Here is an 18,044-nt window from a genome sequence, read left to right as displayed (position 1 = left end):
AACTGGCCCACACCACCTCGTCGCAACACCCGGTGGCGTATGGCGAGATGCTGCCCCTGTTACCTGATAAGGCACCAGAGTCTGCACCGGCAGTGATCCTGCCGCCTGTGAACTACCAAGAGGCCACTTGGCAAGCGCTGTTTGCTCCCCATCAACCACCGCTCTGGGCCGTGATTGACGGCGTTAACTGCCGGGAAGCCATGGCGCGCCTTAGCTAGGCCGAGGCCCAAAGCGCCTGCCTGTATGCCTCAACGGATAACGTCACCCAGGCCAATGCTCCCTGGCTGGTGCGCCTTGAAGCCGACAGCGAGATTCGCATCTGGCTGGAAAGCCTGCCCCAGGATCAGCACTGGGGCATTTTGCTGTACTCCCACGCCACCCTAAAGCAACTGCGCACTCATTTGCGCAAGTTCACCATGCTGTGGACCCCGGCTAACGACCAGGCCCCGGTGTACTTTCGCTTCTACGACCCGCGAGTGGCGTTGGATATGAGCCAGGCGCTCGAGCCCTGGAAGCTGGCCGCCTTGATGGCCCCGATAGAGACACTGATAGTTCCCGCCTCACCGCTGATGACGTTCCCGCCGGAACTTGAGTTCACCCCCGCAATGGAACTGGATACTGATACCCGCGAGGTACAGGGAAGGTTAGTACGCATTGCCCTCAGCGACGATGCCCGCGCCGCCAACGGCCAGGGGCGGCAGTTTGCGATAGGGCAGGCGGAGTATCAGCACTTTGGGGAGCTTGCACAGTCAAGGGCGAGCCAAGCCCTCGCGCGGTCATTAAAAGAACGTTATCCCCAGTTATCAGAAGGTGAACGGATGCGTGCGGTGATCGACGCCAAGCAAATAGGGCAGCGGTATGGGCTTGCCTCTAAAAAGCAGATCCAAACCCTGGTCATCTGTGTGCTGGAGGTGGGCGCTGATTTTGCCCAGCGCCACCCAGATGCTCAGCGGATCCTCGACAACGCAAAACTAGCTGGCTGGCGGAAGTGCCAATTACTGGAAGAGTGGCTACCCCGAGGGCGACTACGGCATGGGCTATTGGCCCCCTATCAACAAGCCGGTCAGCATGAAGACAACTATCGGCCCATCGCTGACGAGGAACGTCCATGAGCTATCAACCCAGTATTGAAGACATCGCGTATTTAGCGCAAAACCAGCCGGAGCGCTTCTCTAGCCCTGCGACAACGCTAAGGTCGATTCAGAACGCTATGCAGGCAGACGAGGTTCAGCGTGAAACACTGGAGGCGATAACTGCCCAAAATCACTACAACGACTTCTTGGCAAATGATGGGGAAGCACTCACGGAAAGCCCGATTCCCCCTATGCCTTTACCCGTGCTTGAAGGGAGACCCCAAGCGCAAGATCCCGAGTTCGGTGCCCCCTGTACCGTATGTGCATCACAAACCCCCTGCATCGAGAAAGTGGAGGTGGTGTGCCACACCCACAGTGAAAGTAATGCGCGGGTGGTTCTGCAAGGTGAAAGCGAGTTAATTGACACCGAGTGCAAAATTTATTTTGTCGCTGATAAGTTCGTAACGGGGGAAGGAACCCTTGAAGACTTTTTTGAGGGCACACAGCTTAAAGATGAAGGGAATGTAGCGATAACGCTGGCCGGTGACTGCTCGCACGGGCAGCACACACTCTATTGGACCGACGAACTTAACGGCACTGAGCTTCCCCCAGGAGCGACCACGGCCCTCGATTTTACGGTGATGACACGGCCAGTGCCGCCCATTCCTATTCCTAATCCAGTAATGGGGATGTCTCATGAAGCCAAGATGGCTTTCAAAGTGGCCGTGATGCTATTGGAAGTGCTTATGCGGCGCTCCCATATGGTTAATGAACAATCTTTCCGCATTGCGTATGACGGTACCAACGACTTTTGCTTCACCACGGTCACGTTACCGCAGTTCAAGATAGATGGCAGCGTGACCGTTACACCGCCCAATCTCGAAAGGCACGATGTAGAAAAAAGTGACGGTCGCTCACTGGCCCAGGAAATGGGCATGGGGTCGCGTGTAAGGCAGGAAACACAACGCCAGGGATGGGCCGTCGAGGCTGCACTGAACATCGTCTGTGGTGCAGCCACACCGACCATTAGTGTAGGGAACGAAGCGAGCACGACCACCACCTACCACTCCGGGCCCTCATTACGAAAGGCAAACAATCAACAGCAACAGAAAAGCGCCGTAGAACGGTTTATCGGTACATTGACCGATGCGTCTCAGCGAATTGCCAAAAACCTGAGCGCTACGGAGAGCGATGGCGATAAGCTATTGAGCTTCTTTACCCATGGGCCAGCAATAACGGTGGGGGCCACCACTGATCTGGTGGAGGAAGATGGTGGCCCTGGGTTAACGCATGAAATAACCCCCGGTATTTCTCTCATTTATGAGTTCGGGGTCAGGCTCGATATTTATTTAGCCTTGAAAACAGTTGCGAGAAGAACCCCGCATGGAAGAACGCTTGTCCTCTTTCTGGAAAACCTTGAAGACGGCATTGACACCTATATGGTTCAGGCTGGGCTTAAAGCCAAGCTATACATGGAGGTTGGCCTGGGCGTTGGACCCGCCCCCACGGAAGATGGGCTGGGCGATCATACGCTCAGAGCTACTTACAACTTTCAGGATCAAGCCTTTGGACCCCCCGAGGGGCAAATCAGTATCACCTTACGTGCGTTGGTGGGCGGCGGGATTATCGGTTACTTCGACTCTATAGTGACGGAAGAAACCGTCTTCAACTACGAGGTCACGTTAGCCACCAGCGGCAGTATTTCGCTCACCATTGAAGATGGCCAGTGGGGCTACCGGCTGTCTCATACTGGTGCAGTGTTGCGCGTGCAAGGTTATAAAAAAGCAGATGTGGCGGAGCGAAATAACCAACCAGGTGCTGGTGGTGAAACGAGGGTTCGTAGCAGCTCCCAGATAATCGAAACCGCCGATGGCCAAAGCTGGGTAGCAGATGGAGAAGCCCATACCTATCGCTTGGCAGATAATTGGCGAGGCGACTTTCATCCATTTACATAACGGAGACTTACGTAGATGAAGTTACTGGTTGTACTTATTTTATCGCTATCACTCAGCATGGGAACAAAGGCAATGGCGCAGGAAACTGAGTATCAATTTGGCGTACGCTGGAGCGTTAATGGATTGGAATCATCCCTCTATATACAGGGTATTATGCTCGATTTTACCGGTGTCCCCAGTAATTTTGATCGTCGCCAACCGATTAGCGAATATATCAAAAACGGTAACAACGCCATTGATTTACGCACGTGGCGATATGAGTATGATCCCGAGCATGAGGTGCGTGTCTCATTGCTGTACTGGGAACCCGGCCAGAATCCAAACACCGAGGCTAGCACTGCGTTTGAAGTGGTGATGATGCTCGGGGTAGAAGATGCCAAACCCGAGATCGTCTCGGCAGACCCGGCCGCCCCTTTGCAGCCTCGGGAAAGCGAGATTCGATTTAAGAGTAATGAAGACTTTGACACAGTCCATATCACTTTTAACAACCGCCAACCGATGCCCACTTGGTGCTGGGAAGAGGGCGATGTTCTTCAAGACAACGAAGCCACCCGCGATAGCTTGGTTCGCGAGTACCGTCGGCTCCATGCGCTGTTTGCGGCGGGTGATAACGAGGCCTTGCTAAACGCTGCCGCCACGAGAACCGAAGAGTTGGCGTTAGCCTCGGGAACACCGGAAGAGTACGTGCGGCATCGGTTCAGCTACGACATGTACTTTGATAATCCAGATGTTTACCAGTTAGACGACCTCCCTGAACATCCAATGACACTTAATCTGGCGGCGGATAATCGTGTTGCTTGGTTAATAGAGGAAGGCGTCAATCAACCACTGCGTTTTAATAACATTACGCAAGAAGGGCGTTCGGCATTTATTAGTATTTATTTCATCCGCCGCGATGGCCAGTGGGAAATCTGCCGATGAAACCCTTTGCCCGCAAAGGCGACCTGCACCGCTGCCCCATCCCCGGCCACGGCACCACCGAAATCGTCTCCGGTTCGCCCTCTTTTGTTGAGGGCCAGCCCGTCGCGCGGGTGGGCGATAAAACCGGCTGCGGCGCCACCATTATCGAAGGTTCAAGCCACTCTAACCACGATGGTAAGCCCACGGCCTACCTGGGCTGCAAAACCGATCATGGCGGCGAGATTATTACGGCCTCCAGCAGTGCCAAGGTGGCGTCTTAGTTTTCAAAGAGGGCGGTCTTGATAGGAGCCGTTGAGCCGACGACTCCTCCTGATTGATCAGTTGCTGCTGGAGGTATCTCTCACGAGTTGATGAGAACTTCCTTTTAGCCATATCTGAAGATGGGGCTGAATGAAATAGTAAAATAAACGCTTAAATGCTCGTATATCAGGATGCGTGTTCCACAGAGGATATGTGATGACTGGTTTTTTTCAGAATTGGGGGGCAATTTTTGCCACAGCCGTGATGTTCTTTTTGACAGGCTGGGTGGGGGCTCATGCAGAACCGCTAAGAAAAACAGGTACCGTTGAGATCACTGCAGATGGTACTAAAACGACCTACGAGACGGTGTCCGTGAGCATAGGTAATGACGACTATTATAGGTCATCTACATACATTAGCTATAGCTTATATGTTGCCGAGGAGCCAGACAAACTGGAATACGCCATAGCCATCACTGGCTATGAAAATCCGCAGACTGCCGAGAATTTAGATGCGTTCATACCAGTTGTATCAGATCGATCGATAACGATCTTCGCTTTCATTGATGCCGAGGGACAGCAGACGCGTGGTGCTGAAATTACGTGGGAGACTGATCCAGAAGAGCATTTCTACTGGGGATCGGACGGTATGAGTGAAGATTTGAAACTTGATCTGGAGAGTTATGACCTTGACTCCAAGACAGGAACCTTTACGGCTACATTAAGCGGAATAATTTGTTATGTGAGTCTTCCTAATATCGAGCTGGATCGTGCGAATTGTAAACAAGTGAGCGTTCAGGTTGCTTCAGAACTGACCGAACTCTATTAACGTAAAAGGTGACTTGGAACCCCCATCCATACGATTCTGATGCGCTTACGTGCGATTTTGATTGCATGTAATCGCCATAATTCAAGCCTGTAGAAATATCTTGTTCTTGATTTAATGCCAGCTTTAGTTTCGGACTTTTTATAGAAATTGACCTGAGGTTTGGCGCGGTCCGTGACAGACTAGTGCAGATGCCCACTTGGTGCTGGGAAGAGGGTGATGTATTAAGAGACAGCGACGCTGCCCGCGATAGCCTAACGCACGAATACCGTCGACTACATGCGCTGTTTGCGGCGGGCGATAGCGAAGCCTTGTGCTAGCTGCCGCTTCCACAAGGACAAAAGAGCTCGCCCTGGCCTCGGGTTCCCCGGAAGAATACGTACGCCACCGGTTCAGCTAAAACATGTATTTTGATAACCCAGACCTTTACCAATGGAACGCTTTTCCTGACGAGCCGATGACGTTGAACTTAGGAGTAGATAATCCTGTGGCTTGGCTAACAACTGAAGGAGTTCAAGTCCCGATAAGGTTTAACCACGTTCAAGAGGATGATGTTTCAAGCAGAGTAAGGCCTTACTTCATCCGCCGCGATGGCCAGTGGGGAATCTGCCGATGAAACCCGTTGCCCGCCAAGGTGATTTACACAGCTGCCCCATCCAGGGGCACGGCACCACGGAAATTGTCACCGGTTCGCCCTCTAAAGTAGCGGGCCAGCCCGTGGCGCGGGTAAGGGATAAGACCGGTTGTGGTGCCACGATTATCGAAGGTTCAAGCCACTCCAATAACAACGCCAAGCTTGCCGCCACCTGACGTCAGGTAGGCGGCATTTTTATACGTGCTATTGCTTATATTCCATAATTAGATATGTTTATAACGAATATTTTTGCGTGAACGCTAGGTTTCACCGCGCTGCAATACACGAATTTAGGAGACAAGCATGAAGACCTTTGCACTTTCTCAAAGCACAGGTGCAGGCACACCCGATGTGGCGGGTTTTTTTGATTCCCGTACGTTTAGCGTTCAATACATCGTTAGCGATCCGGCCACTCGTCAGTGCGCGATTATTGACCCGGTGTTGGACTTTGATGAGAAATCTGGCGCGACAGCGACTTTCTCTGCTAACGCGTTGTTAGCCTATATAGAAGAGCAGCAGCTCACGGTCGCATGGATTTTAGATACTCACCCTCACGCCGATCACTTTTCTGCCGCGCAGTATTTAAAACACAAAACCGGTGCGCCGACGGCCATTGGTCAGCACATTACCAGCGTGCAGGCGATGTGGAAGGACATCTATCACTGGCCTGAAATGCCTACCGATGGCCGCCAGTGGGACACGCTGTTTGCTGAAGGCGACACGTTTCACATCGGCGAGCTAAGCGCCAAAGTACTGCATTCTCCGGGCCATACGCTGGCGTCGATTACTTACGTGATTGGCAACGCCGCGTTTGTTCACGACACCCTGTTTCAGCCTGATTTCGGTACCGCAAGGGCTGATTTCCCTGGCGGCGATGCAGGGTCGTTGTGGGACTCTATCCAGCAAATTCTTGCGTTGCCCAGTAAAACGCGCCTTTTCACTGGCCACGATTATATGCCTGGCGAGCGCGACCCTGAATGGGAAAGCAGTGTCGCGGAGCAGCGCGCGCATAACCCACACGTAGTGGGCAAAAGCGCCGACGACTACATTGCTCTGCGTCATAAGCGTGATAGTGAACTGCCAATGCCCAAGCTTATTCTTCACGCGCTGCAGGTGAATACCTTGGGTGGTCGTTTGCCGGAGCCTGAGGCCAACGGCAAGCGCTATCTTAAAATCCCCTTGGATGCCCTAGATGGCGCGAAATGGGGCTAGCGTTAGCGGCACTACATGGGTGCTTATTATTTTTAGGGTCGTGTCTTTCGTTGGTGAAAACGTCTTGAACCCGGTAGCGTGTTACCCCAAGACGTCACCCCACTTTAGGAAGATGCATGACCTCACGATCTCCGCAACAAACGCTGAAAGCCGTATTTGGTTTTGATGACTTTCGAGGCGGCCAGCAGGCGGTGGTGTCACGCGTATTAGAAGGGCACTCTACCGCGGCGATTTTCGCCACCGGTGCGGGCAAGTCGCTTTGCTATCAGCTGCCGGCGCTGCACTTGCCGCACTTAACCCTGGTGGTATCGCCGCTGCTGGCGCTCATGCAGGATCAACTGGCGTTTCTAACGCGCCACGGCGTGGCAGCGGCCAGCATTGATTCCACTCAAGACCGTGAGACTGCGCGCGATATAATGGAGCGCGCTAAAAGCGGTGAGTTAAAAATCCTCATGATCTCGGTAGAGCGGCTTAAAAATGAGCGTTTTCGGCACTTTTTACGCCAAGTTCAGATCTCGCTGTTAGTGGTTGATGAAGCCCACTGCCTGTCTGAGTGGGGGCATAACTTTCGGCCGGACTACCTTAAGCTGCCGGATTATCAGCGCGACTTTGCCATTCCCCAGGTGCTGCTGCTGACCGCTACCGCAACACCTGTGGTGATTGCCGATATGCGCGAGAAGTTCGCCATCGCGCCAGACAACGTCATTACTACCGGCTTTTATCGACCCAATCTTGAACTTCTGGTAGCGCCTGCCCTGCAAGACCGTGAGCAGCAGTTGATTGACTGGCTGAAGCCACAGATGCAGCCGGGCAGCGAAGCGCCGACGATTATTTACGTCACCCTTCAACATACCGCCGAGCGCGTGGCTAAAGCGCTGGCGGCGCAGGGCATCGCGGCGCAGGCCTATCATGCGGGGCTGGATTCACAGCGTCGCGATGAGATTCAGCGCCAGTTTATGGGCGGCGAATCGCACTGTATCGTCGCCACGATTGCTTTTGGTATGGGGATCGATAAGGGCAATATTCGCAACGTGGTGCACTTTGATTTACCCAAATCGATTGAAAATTACAGCCAAGAAATTGGCCGGGCGGGCCGCGACGGCCAGCCTTCCACCTGCCTGACCATGGCCGGGCGCGATGGCCTGCGGGTGCTAGAAAACTTCGTTTACGGTGATACCCCTGAATATGCCGGTATCTACCGTTTGCTGGAAGAGATTGTGGCGGCTGGAAGCTCGCCAGACCGTCAGTGGGAAGTGCTGCTTAATACGCTTTCTCGTGATACCAATATCCGCTTATTACCGCTGAAAACGCTGCTGGTGCGGCTAGAAATGCACGGCATTATTGCGCCGCGCTTTGCCTTCTTAGCCGAATATCGGCTTCGCTACCACAGTGAGCCGGATGCTCTGGCTAGCCGCTTTGAGGGCGAACGTGCGGCTTTTGTGCGGCTTATCATCGACAATGTTCCTGTGGCGCGGACATGGGGTACGGTCGATTTTGAACGCCTGCACAGCGCGGGGCAGGCGCAGCAGATTGACGCCTCGCGCGCACGGGTCATTACGGCGCTTGAGTACTTCCAGGACAAAGGTTGGCTGACGCTGGAAGGCAAGCGAATGACCGACGTGTATGAGATTTGCCAGCCAGAGATCGCGATTGAAGCATTGGCCCGCCAGCTGTATGACGAATGCCTAACGCGAGAACGCGCGGAGATTGGGCGGCTGCATTCAATGCTGGCGCTATTTGAAGCGGAAAGCTGCTTAACCCGGCGGCTGGCCGAGCATTTTGGAGACAGCACTTTTGGAGACAGCACCTTTAATGGGTCAGCAAACACAAAGCAGAATCGCTGCGGGCACTGTTCGGTGTGCTACGGCAACCCTGTGCGCCTACCGGACTCATCGCCGCAGCCCGCGCTGTCGGATAGCGACTTCACGCGCTACGCCGTGCCCTTCATTGAGCGACACGCCGAACAGTTCGGCCAACCGCCAAATGCACAGCGGCTGGCGCATTTTTTGTGCGGGTTAACCATGCCGATGTTTGCACCGCTCAAAGCGCGAAGTCTTAACGGCTTCGCGGTCTTCGAGCAGCGTGGTTATCCTGATGTGCGTCAGTGGGCAGAGCAGAGGCTGGGCGGCTAGGGCATGGCCTCTAGGGCAAGACGGCCGAGCTTAGCTTTAAGCGCAGCAATTCAGCGGCACTTTTGCCCGCCACTGCACCCAGCACCACCGCACTAAGCAGCCCGTTGCCGGAAAGGTAGCCGCTGTCGTTTGAACCTGAAACACCGCGCGCGGCACCGCCGGCGGCGAATAGGTTGGGCAGCGCTTGGCCTTGGGTATTGAGCACGCGGGCTTGACGGTTTACCTCTAACCCCCCTTGGGTATGAAACAGCGCCCCGGTGACGCGGATGGCGTAGTAGGGTGGCTTGAGCAAGTTGGCAGGCTCAAAGCGGCGGCCAAACCTATCAGAGGTTTGCTGTTCTGCCAGTTGATTCATGTCAGCAAATGTCGCTTGGAGCGCATCGAGGGGCAGCTTGAGATCTTTCGCTAGCTCTTCCAGGCTTGCAAAGCGTCTTACCGCGCCGCTTTCAAGCGCGTTGCGATAGTCCTCGAAGGCCTGGGCAGATTCGTCAATGCGCGCATCAAACAGGTTCCAGGCCATTTTCTCGGGCTGCGCCAAGACCTTAGCGGCCTGTTCGGAGTAGCCGCCGTGCTCATTGGAGAAGCGCTCTCCGTTTAGATTAACCTGGATACCACCCTGCATCATGAGTGCCCAGCTAATCAAAATCTGATGGGGCGTTGCCAGCGATCCATGCCCCTGGCAAGCGCCTAGGTCTTTGGTGCTGGCGCCCATCGCCTGCCGGGCTTGAAATCAGCTTCTCAACACCGCCTTTAGGACTGCTGCTGTTTGTTATGAAAGGGGTGGCACCTCCCGGCACGACCATGAGTGAGATTTACTCGGCCGCTATTCCTTACATCCTGTGTTCGATGCTGCTAGTGGCCCTGCTGGTTGTATTCCCCAGCCTGGCTACCGGGTTGCCCAGCATGCTGCAGTAACGGCGTTACGTTGAATGAAAAAAGAGAGGCGTCGGCCTCTCTTTTTTTATGCCTATCTGACGACAGTGACTTACCCCCACGTGGGAAAAGGATCGGGCAGTTGCTTCCATGCCGCCATGCCTTGCAGTAATTCTGCCTCGCTTAGCAGGCAGGCATCCAGCGCTTCACGCATTTGGGTTTGATCCAGATTCTGGCCGATAAACACCAGCTCCTGGCGCATATCGCCAAATGGCTCCTGCCATTTCTCCATAATGAAGTGCCGCATCTCAGGATCTTCCGGCCAGTTGGCTTCCGGTATGGCTTTCCAAAACATGCCGGCGGGGCCGTGGTGAGCGATGCCGCCTGCCTGGCTCCACTGACCTGCGGCCTGAGGGCGGGTGGCGAGCCAGAAAAAGCCTTTCGAGCGTAACAGCCCTTTGCCGAACCACTCCTGATTCAGCAGGTCGTGGAATTTCTGCGGATGGAAGGGGCGGCGGGCGTGGTAGGCAAAGCTGCCAATGCCGTACTCTTCGGTTTCCGGCACGTGTTCGCCGCGCATCTCTTTAAGCCAGCCGGGGGCCAGTTGGGCGCGTTCAAAGTTGAACTTGCCTGTGTCGAGAACCTTATCCAAAGGCACGCCGCCTTGGGTGATCGGTACCAGCTCCGCATCGGGATTCAGCGAGCGTAGAATGGCTTTTAAAGATTCCAGCGCTTGTTCGCTAATCAAATCGGTTTTACTGATGAGCAGCACATCGCAGAATTCGATTTGATCGACCAGCAGGTCGGCGACGTTACGCTCGTCGTCTTCGCCCAGGCTTTCGCCAGCGTCAGCGAGGCTTTGCGCTTCGCGGTACTGCTCAAGGAAATTAGCGCCATCGACCACGGTGACCAGCGTATCCAGCCGCGCAACGTGGGAAAGGCTCTGGCCGCTTTCATCTTCAAAGGTAAAGGTTTCCGCCACGGGCAACGGTTCGGAAACACCGGTAGACTCGATGACCAAGTAATCAAACCTGCCTTCCCTTGCCAACTGGCTGACTTCTTCAAGAAGATCTTCGCGAAGAGTGCAGCAAATACAGCCATTGCTCATTTCTACCAAGCGCTCTTCTGAACGGTTAAGCGCGACCTCACCATCTAGCGTCGATTCGCCAGGGCCGCCGCGCACAAAGGCCGCATCAATATTCACCTCGCTCATATCGTTGACGATCACCGCCACGCGGCGGCCTTCACGGTTGGCAAGAATATGATTGAGCACAGTGGTTTTACCGGCACCCAGAAAACCCGAGAGCACCGTCACGGGTAAGGGGGAAAATGCAGTCATTGCTAGATCACCTCTAAACGGGTTTATGTTATGTGATAATATAACATTTAATGCAGATTAGAAAATAATTCCTCATCTGCATTGCTAGCTAGTCTGAGCAACTTAACCAGCAGGCTTTTTTCCATACCAGCGCAGCGCATCAATCACGATAAAAACCGCCAGACTCACACCTAGCACCGGCAGCGCTAAGCCTAGAGCGATAGCGACCACGCTCACACTGAGCTTGGCCGTGAGCGGTAGCGTTAGCCAGGGTTCGGCAAGGGTGGGGAAACGTTGGCCACTCGCTGCGCGCAGTCGTCGCCATGCCGTTATGTAACCTAGTCCTATCAGCGTGACCAGGCCCGCGGCGATTAGCGCTAGCACTAGCTGATTGGCGATACCAAACAGAACTCCCATATGCAGATCAACGCCCCAGCGAGTGAGCTTGGCGGCTAAGGGGAAGGTGGCAAAATCCGTTTGATCGGTCACGATCATGCTGCGTGGATGCAGCGCGACTTGGTCGACTTGGGTTGGCCAGCGTCGATCAATTTCCGTTACTCGCCACGCTTGATTTTCATTCGCCGGTGGAGAGAGCTGAATACGGTTGGCCGTTAAACCGGCGGCGCGAGCGGCATTCAGCGCGCGGTCAAAATCCTCGGGCAGCAGCTGTACGCTGGTGGTAACGGGGGCCGCATGACCGTGATGCTCTGCGTGTTCGTCGTGTGGCTGGCTATCGGTGCCGATTAGCGTCGTTGAGGCACTTGGCGTGCTCCAGCCCCAGGCATTACGCAGTTCGGCAATGTTACCGCCCGCCCACTGGGACCAGGTAAGCCCGGTTGCCGAAAAGAAGAGCAATCCTAGCGACAATATCACCCCTAGCGTTGCATGGCGCCGTCGCGTTGCCTGGCGTCCGGAGAGCATTTTTAGCGAGCGACGCTGCCAAGCCCACAGCAGGATTCCCCCGAGCGCGGCTAGCCAAAGCCACGAGGCGGCCAGCTCGCTGTAAAGACGGCCAACATCGCCCATTAATAGCTGGCGATGAAAGTGATCAATAGCGGTGCGTAGCGGTAAGATGCCGCTGGTGCCATAAACCGTGGTGTCACCCGTGACAGCTAGCGAAATAGGGTCAACAAAGATCGCACGGTGTTCCGAGGGGCCAAGGTCAGGCGCGTTAAACATCAGCCGAGTCGTGTCACCGAGCTGTGGTGCGGGGCGCACGGTGTTTGGCAATGTCGATTGGCCTAAGTAGCGTTGGGCCGTCTCAATCTGGGCGGCCAGCGGCTGCGCCTCGCCCTGGCTGACGCCATATAGCGTGTCGTGATACAGCCACTCTTCCAGTGGCGGGCTCAGCAGATAAGCAATTCCGGATAGCGCGGCGATGAGGATAAACGGCCCAACGAAGAGCGCAATATATAAGTGCAGGCGACTAAGTAGCGTGAACAGTCGTTTGCTAGTGCGAGCAGATGGGCGTTTTGTCATTTTTATTCCGAGCTTAATCGACTAAATAGGTGATCAGATTAAACAGTATCGTTATCGATCACTAGTCTGCAGGCTGCGGTTAAAGGACGCATAATTAAGCAGTTGAATGCGCAGGCTTGATGGCGAGCAGAGCGCGAAATGCCCCGTTCATTAGCACGGATTCGTCATGACGAATGGAAAAACCTGCCGTCGTGAGTAGCGGCTGCGCTTGACGGGTGATGTCAGTGGCAATGGCCGATGTCAGTTGATTCAATAAGCGCCGGGCCGCTCCCGAAGGCTGGCTATCTGGCTGGAATTTGTCCATCACGCACAGCTGTCCACCTGTTTTTAACACGCGATGCGCTTCGCTAAGCCCTTGCTGTGGATTAGGCATGACCGCAATGATCAAGTGCATGATCACGACGTCAAAGTGTTCATCGGGATAGCCGAGCGCCTCAGCATTCATAACGCGGCATTCAACATCGCGGCGAAGCGTTTCAGCGCGTTGGGCTGTACGTTTAACCATAGCGGGTGCCAAGTCGGTGGCGTGCAGCTCAATATCATGCGGTAGGAAGGGCAGGTCCAGTCCCGTGCCCGCACCGACCATGAGTACCCGCATACTGGGCTCCCAGTCCACTTGGCCGAGCGCAATGCGTCGCGGTTTACGAAATGCGCGGTTAGCGACGGCGTCATAAAAGGGAGCATAGGCGGTATAGCGTAAGCGGTTCCATGCGGTAGTATTGAACATGAGAGATACTCCAAGCGAGCCGTTTTGCGTACTCTCTGTTGTACACCACGTTCGGCTGCAGTGCTAAGCGTTTGCGAATACCCCCCGCTGCATTGTTTTGTCGTTACAGGTTCATGGTTACTGTTTTGTCTAGACGGTTTTATCGAGACTGCCGTTACGGCCCGAAGCTTTAAGAACTACCTAGCCCATAACCAGTCTATAATGTTCCTTACAAGGATATCGGGGTGGGTAGCTGATCAAGCTGCTGGCGACTGATGCCTCCGCAGTGCTTGAATACGGCGTATTCAACTGATCGAATAAGCACGATGGTATGCCGATTCGGCACATAAGCGAATTTGAACTTAGTCAAAGGATTGTCCAGGAGCAATACGCTAAATGAGAGGATTTACCCCACGAAACATCTTAAGCCGCAAAGGCTTTAGCTCTGTCGCCGTTCTAGGTGGGCTGCTGATTGGCAGCATTCCTCTTGAAGCTTTCGCCTTCGGTTTTGATGATGTTGCCAGGCAAGCCGAGGAACTGGCTCAGCAGGGTTACAGCGCGCCAGAAACGGCCATGCCGAATGAGTTGCGAGAACTTAGCTATGCGGAGTATGCGCAAATTCAGTATAAGCGGGATCGCGATGTTTGGAGCGGCACTGGCTCGCCGTTTACGCTTAGTTTTTTCCATGAGGGAATGCATTACGACAGTGCGATCCAGTTAAATAGTATTGATCAGCAGGGCGACGTTCATGGCTTTGCTTACAACTCTGACGATTTTACCTACGGTGATTTAAATATCCCTGACGGTGTTAAAAATAGCGAAGACCTGGGTATTGCCGGATTGAGAATTAACTATGCGATTAGTGATGCTGATCGCAAAGATGAAGTCATGGTGTTTCTAGGCGCAAGCTATTTTCGTGCCGTAGGTAGAGGGCAGGTTTACGGCATTTCAGGGCGCGGCCTTGCCGTTGATACGGGGCTGCCATCGGGTGAAGAGTTCCCACGCTTTAAAGAAATGTGGATTGTCGAACCTAGCCAAGAAAGCCAATATTTAACCATTTTTGCGCTGCTCGATTCACCTAGTGTGACCGGTGCCTATCGTTTTGTGCTGCGCCCCGGTGACGACACCTTGGTCGATGTACAGTCGCGCCTTTATTTGCGCCGCGCTGTCGAAAAGCTGGGCATAGCGCCGCTAACGAGCATGTACCTTTACGGCCCCGAGCAGCCTTCATCGACGCTGAACTATGTGCCCGCCATCCATGATTCTAATGGTTTACTCATTAACGACGAGCAGAATGGTTGGATCTGGCGCCCGCTGGTGAACCCGGCCAAGCTAATGATGAATCGACATGAAACGCCTGAGTTAGGTGGTTATGGGTTGATGCAGCGCGGCCACAATTTTAGCGACTATCAGGATCTTGATGCGCGCTATGACCTGCGCCCAAGCGCCTGGGTCGAGCCGCTTAATGACTGGGGTGCCGGTAGCGTTGAGCTGATTCAAATTCCCACCAGTAATGAAACCAACGACAACATCGTATCAATGTGGTTGCCTAATGAAATGTATGAACCGGGTACCCCGCTCGCCTTTGATTACCGCATGACGACCACCATCGATGAAGAGCGTCACTTGGATTCGCAGCTTGCCTGGGTTGATGAAACCAGACGCTCGCGTGGCGAGGTGGTTAGGGATAACCTTGTTCGTGAGGCCGACGGTACGCTCGCGTTCATTGTCGACTTTGTTGGGCCCGCGCTTGGTGGCCTTGGCAGCAATGCCAACATCAGCGTTCAGGCAAGCGTGGGGGATAATGGCAACTTAGCATCTAGCCGCGCTGTACCTAATCCGGTTAGCGGTGGCTGGCGCGTGTTTATCAATGTGAAACGCGAGAATACCAGCCAGCCGCTAGATATCAGGGCGCAGCTAATGCGCGATGGCAAGCCGGTCTCTGAAACTTGGTACTATAGGCTGCCTGCGAATGGCTGATGTGAAGGCTTCCTGGACACCAGCGCCGACTAATCGTTACCTTGAGCGGCTGGCGCTCGAGACTCGGGATCGCGATGAGCGGCGCAAGCTATTAGTCAGTGATCTTGATCAACACGACATGGCGTCGTTGCATGCTACGTTAGGCGGGCACAGCGATGAATATAGTGACGACAATGATCCGGCCGCGGCATCCGTTGGCCGGCGTTTGGCGCTGGCCTATGCAGAGCCGCCGCTAGCGCCTCCTGAGGTGCTTTCAACCGACGCGTCAGGTATTACTCGATTGCGCACGTCGCTTCCCTTCAAGCGAACGCCGCTGGCACCGGAGCAGTGGTCGACCAATCCTATTGTGAATACCGGTCGGCGCCTTAAAAACTGGGCTAACCGCGGTTGGAGCCGCCGGCGCAAAAGAGAATATCATTCTCCTGCGGCCTGGCGATGGGTGGCCACTAGGCGTCGCTGGATTTTGCTGGTGCTGATTTTCGGCCAAAGCATCATCGCGGCCAATCAGATGCGTACCGTGCTTCCCTCTCAAGGGCAGCAGTGGCTTGAGATAACGATTCTGTCACTGTTTGTGCTGCTGTTTGCCTGGGTCTCAGCAGGGTTTTGGACGGCGCTGATGGGGTTTTTCCAGCTATTGCGCGGCAAGGATCGTTACGCCATTGATAGCGAAGTTGGCGACGAGCCTATTCATGCTGATGCACGCACAGCGCTGCTGGTGCCAATTTGTAACGAGGATGTTGCCCGGGTATTCGCCGGCGTGCGCGCTACGTTGGAATCGCTACGCAGTACCGGTAATGATCAGCATTTTGACATCTTTATTCTTAGCGATACCTTTGATGCCGACATTGCTATTCAAGAAAGCTACGCTTGGCTGTCGATGTGCCGGGATCTGGAGGCCTTCGGGCAGGTTTTCTACCGTCGCCGGCAGCGCCGTGTAAAACGTAAAAGCGGCAATCTTGACGATTTTTGTCGCCGCTGGGGCGCGCTTTATCGCTACATGCTGGTGCTGGATGCGGACAGCGTGATGAGCGGCAAATGCCTGACTCGCTTAGTGCAAATGATGGAGGTGCATGCCAAAGCGGGCATTATTCAAACCGCGCCACGTGCCTCCGGGCGCCTCAATTTGTATGCGCGCATGCAGCAGTTTGCGACACGGGTTTATGGGCCACTATTTACCGCGGGGCTGCACTTTTGGCAGCTTGGCGAATCGCATTACTGGGGCCACAACGCGATCATTCGCTTGGCCCCTTTTATGCGTCATTGCATGCTCGCACCGTTGCCTGGCAAGGGGGCGATGTCGGGCGAGATTTTATCCCACGACTTCGTTGAAGCGGCATTGATGCGCAGCGCGGGTTGGGGGGTATGGATTGCCTACCGGTTGGAAGGCAGCTACGAAGAAATGCCGCCTAACTTACTCGATGAGCTCAACCGCGACAGGCGCTGGTGCCACGGCAATTTAATGAATTTTCGGCTGTTTTTCTCGAAAGGCATTCATCCCGTGCACCGTGCCGTGTTCCTGACCGGCTTAATGTCTTATCTCTCAGCGCCGCTATGGTGTTTGTTCTTAGTGCTGTCTACCGCGCTACTAGCCGTGCATACCTTTGGCACGCCGAATTATTTCCCAGAGCCGGGAATGCTGTTTCCCGTATGGCCGCAGTGGAATCCAACCTTAGCCGTGGGGCTGTTCGGTGTGACCGCGCTACTGCTGTTCTTGCCTAAGTTTCTTAGCGTACTGCTGGTGTGGATCAACGGTAGCCGCCAGTTTGGTGGACCGCTCAAAGTGTTGGCCAGCATGGTGCTCGAGTCGCTTTTTTCGATGCTATTAGCGCCGGTAAGAATGCTGTTTCACACCCGCTTCGTACTGGCATCAGTGATGGGGTGGGAGGTGCAGTGGCGCTCACCCTCGCGTGAAAATAGCGATACCACCTGGGGCGATGCGATACGCAATCATTGGAGCCAGACGCTGATAGGCGCCGTGTGGGCTGCAGGCGTTTACGTGCTTGAACCGACGTTTCTTTGGTGGTTATCGCCCATCGTAGTTTCTCTGATGCTGTCTATCCCGGTATCGGTGCTGTCGAGCCGTGTTTCGCTAGGGCGCCTCAGCTTTAAAAAGCGGCTTTTCCGTATTCCTGAAGAGACGCAGCCGCCGCGCGTGCTGCGGCGTATGGTGAAATTGCTTTCCCAGATGAACGCAGGAATGGCCGCACCGTCCTTTGCCCAGGTGGTGGTGGACCCAGTACCCAACGCGCTGGCCACTGCGTTAGGCGCTTCACGGCATTCAGATGCTGAGCCCGTGCGCAGACGCCGAGACGAGCGGGTGTCACGCGCAGTCAGGATGGGGCCTGCGGCAATGAGTCAGTTGGAGCGTTTAGACTTTCTAGATGACCCGGTGATGATGTCGCAGTTGCATTATCACGTATGGGACGATAGCAACGCGCATCAAAGTTGGTTTAGTTTTGGCCTGCCAGGGCGCGACTCCAAGCACCTGCCTACGTTTAAATGAGCGTTTTATAACGTCTAATCAAGCTGGCTGAAAGGCTGGCTTGATTCTCTTCTCTTCTCTTCTCTTCTCTGCTATTGCCATTCAATGCCGCGCTCGCCGTTTGCCAAAATTTACTACCCATATTGATTGATAGCGCTATGATTGATGGAGCGATAGTTTATGGAGCGATAGTTTATGGAGCGATAGTTGAAAC

At 54.4% G+C, this 18,044-nt stretch carries 17 protein-coding genes; 13 read left to right on the top strand and 4 right to left on the bottom strand.

The window, feature by feature from the left end:
* The 10 genes from ACTH5D_RS02600 to ACTH5D_RS02555 form a co-directional block, all read left to right on the top strand.
* A partial coding sequence (locus tag ACTH5D_RS02600) for a hypothetical protein (protein ID WP_441668086.1) occupies positions 1 to 218 on the top strand: 218 nt, incomplete at its 5' end.
* 21 nt (positions 219 to 239) lie between these two features.
* The gene (locus tag ACTH5D_RS02595; protein ID WP_441668092.1) at positions 240 to 1,112 is read left to right on the top strand and encodes a DUF4123 domain-containing protein; all 873 of its coding nucleotides are present in this window, start codon (positions 240 to 242) and stop codon (positions 1,110 to 1,112) included.
* Positions 1,109 to 3,028 (top strand): hypothetical protein, encoded by a 1,920-nt coding sequence (locus ACTH5D_RS02590; RefSeq protein ID WP_441668084.1) that lies wholly within the window; start codon positions 1,109 to 1,111, stop codon positions 3,026 to 3,028. The genes ACTH5D_RS02595 and ACTH5D_RS02590 overlap by 4 nt, the downstream gene beginning before the upstream one ends.
* 15 nt (positions 3,029 to 3,043) lie before the next feature.
* Complete coding sequence (locus ACTH5D_RS02585; RefSeq protein ID WP_441668082.1) at positions 3,044 to 3,949, top strand: hypothetical protein; 906 nt, start codon at positions 3,044 to 3,046, stop codon at positions 3,947 to 3,949.
* On the top strand, positions 3,946 to 4,209 hold the full coding sequence (locus ACTH5D_RS02580) for a PAAR domain-containing protein (protein ID WP_441668080.1): 264 nt from the start codon (positions 3,946 to 3,948) through the stop codon (positions 4,207 to 4,209). Before ACTH5D_RS02585 ends, ACTH5D_RS02580 begins: the two co-directional genes overlap by 4 nt.
* Before the next feature lie 196 nt (positions 4,210 to 4,405).
* Positions 4,406 to 5,017 (top strand): hypothetical protein, encoded by a 612-nt coding sequence (locus tag ACTH5D_RS02575; protein ID WP_441668078.1) that lies wholly within the window; start codon positions 4,406 to 4,408, stop codon positions 5,015 to 5,017.
* A gap of 182 nt (positions 5,018 to 5,199) precedes the next feature.
* Positions 5,200 to 5,334 carry a hypothetical protein gene (locus ACTH5D_RS02570; protein WP_441668076.1) on the top strand — a complete coding sequence of 45 codons (135 nt, stop codon included), beginning with the start codon at positions 5,200 to 5,202 and terminating at the stop codon, positions 5,332 to 5,334.
* A 292-nt stretch (positions 5,335 to 5,626) separates the two neighbouring features.
* Complete coding sequence (locus ACTH5D_RS02565; RefSeq protein ID WP_441668074.1) at positions 5,627 to 5,824, top strand: PAAR domain-containing protein; 198 nt, start codon at positions 5,627 to 5,629, stop codon at positions 5,822 to 5,824.
* A 127-nt stretch (positions 5,825 to 5,951) separates the two neighbouring features.
* Entirely contained in the window at positions 5,952 to 6,860 is a 909-nt protein-coding gene (locus tag ACTH5D_RS02560; protein ID WP_441668072.1) for an MBL fold metallo-hydrolase, read from the top strand.
* 116 nt (positions 6,861 to 6,976) lie between these two features.
* A complete protein-coding gene (locus ACTH5D_RS02555) occupies positions 6,977 to 8,992 on the top strand; it encodes a RecQ family ATP-dependent DNA helicase (protein ID WP_441668070.1) in 2,016 nt (671 codons plus the stop codon).
* Between the two features lie 10 nt (positions 8,993 to 9,002).
* Here the strand turns inward: ACTH5D_RS02555 and ACTH5D_RS02550 are convergent, their stop codons facing one another.
* Complete coding sequence (locus ACTH5D_RS02550) at positions 9,003 to 9,704, bottom strand: FAD-binding protein (RefSeq protein ID WP_441668068.1); 702 nt, start codon at positions 9,702 to 9,704, stop codon at positions 9,003 to 9,005.
* Between ACTH5D_RS02550 and ACTH5D_RS02545 the strand changes: the two genes are divergently transcribed.
* On the top strand, positions 9,650 to 9,907 hold the full coding sequence (locus ACTH5D_RS02545) for a TRAP transporter large permease subunit (RefSeq protein WP_441668066.1): 258 nt from the start codon (positions 9,650 to 9,652) through the stop codon (positions 9,905 to 9,907). The two genes, ACTH5D_RS02550 and ACTH5D_RS02545, sit on opposite strands and share 55 nt — an antisense overlap.
* Before the next feature lie 70 nt (positions 9,908 to 9,977).
* Here ACTH5D_RS02545 and zigA read toward each other — a convergent pair whose 3' ends face one another.
* From zigA to ACTH5D_RS02530, 3 genes are all read right to left on the bottom strand, one after another.
* Entirely contained in the window at positions 9,978 to 11,204 is a 1,227-nt protein-coding gene (gene zigA, locus ACTH5D_RS02540; RefSeq protein WP_441668064.1) for a zinc metallochaperone GTPase ZigA, read from the bottom strand.
* Positions 11,205 to 11,306: 102 nt separating this feature from the next.
* On the bottom strand, positions 11,307 to 12,662 hold the full coding sequence (locus ACTH5D_RS02535; protein ID WP_441668062.1) for a PepSY-associated TM helix domain-containing protein: 1,356 nt from the start codon (positions 12,660 to 12,662) through the stop codon (positions 11,307 to 11,309).
* 94 nt (positions 12,663 to 12,756) lie between these two features.
* Positions 12,757 to 13,389: a class I SAM-dependent methyltransferase gene (locus ACTH5D_RS02530; RefSeq protein ID WP_441668060.1), complete on the bottom strand. Its 633-nt coding sequence runs from the start codon at positions 13,387 to 13,389 to the stop codon at positions 12,757 to 12,759.
* A 375-nt stretch (positions 13,390 to 13,764) separates the two neighbouring features.
* Here ACTH5D_RS02530 and ACTH5D_RS02525 point away from each other — a divergent pair, with 375 nt between their 5' ends.
* The gene (locus tag ACTH5D_RS02525) at positions 13,765 to 15,348 is read left to right on the top strand and encodes a glucan biosynthesis protein G (RefSeq protein ID WP_441668058.1); all 1,584 of its coding nucleotides are present in this window, start codon (positions 13,765 to 13,767) and stop codon (positions 15,346 to 15,348) included.
* Positions 15,341 to 17,851, top strand: coding sequence for a glucans biosynthesis glucosyltransferase MdoH (gene mdoH / locus ACTH5D_RS02520; RefSeq protein ID WP_441668057.1), 2,511 nt, complete (start codon positions 15,341 to 15,343; stop codon positions 17,849 to 17,851). The genes ACTH5D_RS02525 and mdoH overlap by 8 nt, the downstream gene beginning before the upstream one ends.
* The last annotated feature ends 193 nt before the right edge of the window (positions 17,852 to 18,044 follow it).

Origin of the sequence: Halomonas sp., from assembly GCF_052095695.1 — a bacterium.
GTDB lineage: Bacteria > Pseudomonadota > Gammaproteobacteria > Pseudomonadales > Halomonadaceae > Vreelandella.
This window is presented reverse-complemented; position numbering and strand designations above follow the sequence as displayed.

Bases quoted from the DNA above. Each gene is read 5' to 3' on its own strand.
- ACTH5D_RS02590 (WP_441668084.1), top strand. From the start codon at position 1,109: ATGAGCTATCAACCCAGTATTGAAGACATCGCGTATTTAGCGCAAAAC.
- ACTH5D_RS02585 (WP_441668082.1), top strand. From the start codon at position 3,044: ATGAAGTTACTGGTTGTACTTATTTTATCGCTATCACTCAGCATGGGA.
- ACTH5D_RS02580 (WP_441668080.1), top strand. From the start codon at position 3,946: ATGAAACCCTTTGCCCGCAAAGGCGACCTGCACCGCTGCCCCATCCCC.
- ACTH5D_RS02575 (WP_441668078.1), top strand. From the start codon at position 4,406: ATGACTGGTTTTTTTCAGAATTGGGGGGCAATTTTTGCCACAGCCGTG.
- ACTH5D_RS02565 (WP_441668074.1), top strand. From the start codon at position 5,627: ATGAAACCCGTTGCCCGCCAAGGTGATTTACACAGCTGCCCCATCCAG.
- ACTH5D_RS02560 (WP_441668072.1), top strand. From the start codon at position 5,952: ATGAAGACCTTTGCACTTTCTCAAAGCACAGGTGCAGGCACACCCGAT.
- ACTH5D_RS02555 (WP_441668070.1), top strand. From the start codon at position 6,977: ATGACCTCACGATCTCCGCAACAAACGCTGAAAGCCGTATTTGGTTTT.
- ACTH5D_RS02550 (WP_441668068.1), bottom strand. From the start codon at position 9,704: ATGGGCGCCAGCACCAAAGACCTAGGCGCTTGCCAGGGGCATGGATCG.
- zigA (WP_441668064.1), bottom strand. From the start codon at position 11,204: ATGACTGCATTTTCCCCCTTACCCGTGACGGTGCTCTCGGGTTTTCTG.
- ACTH5D_RS02535 (WP_441668062.1), bottom strand. From the start codon at position 12,662: ATGACAAAACGCCCATCTGCTCGCACTAGCAAACGACTGTTCACGCTA.
- ACTH5D_RS02530 (WP_441668060.1), bottom strand. From the start codon at position 13,389: ATGTTCAATACTACCGCATGGAACCGCTTACGCTATACCGCCTATGCT.
- ACTH5D_RS02525 (WP_441668058.1), top strand. From the start codon at position 13,765: ATGAGAGGATTTACCCCACGAAACATCTTAAGCCGCAAAGGCTTTAGC.
- mdoH (WP_441668057.1), top strand. From the start codon at position 15,341: ATGGCTGATGTGAAGGCTTCCTGGACACCAGCGCCGACTAATCGTTAC.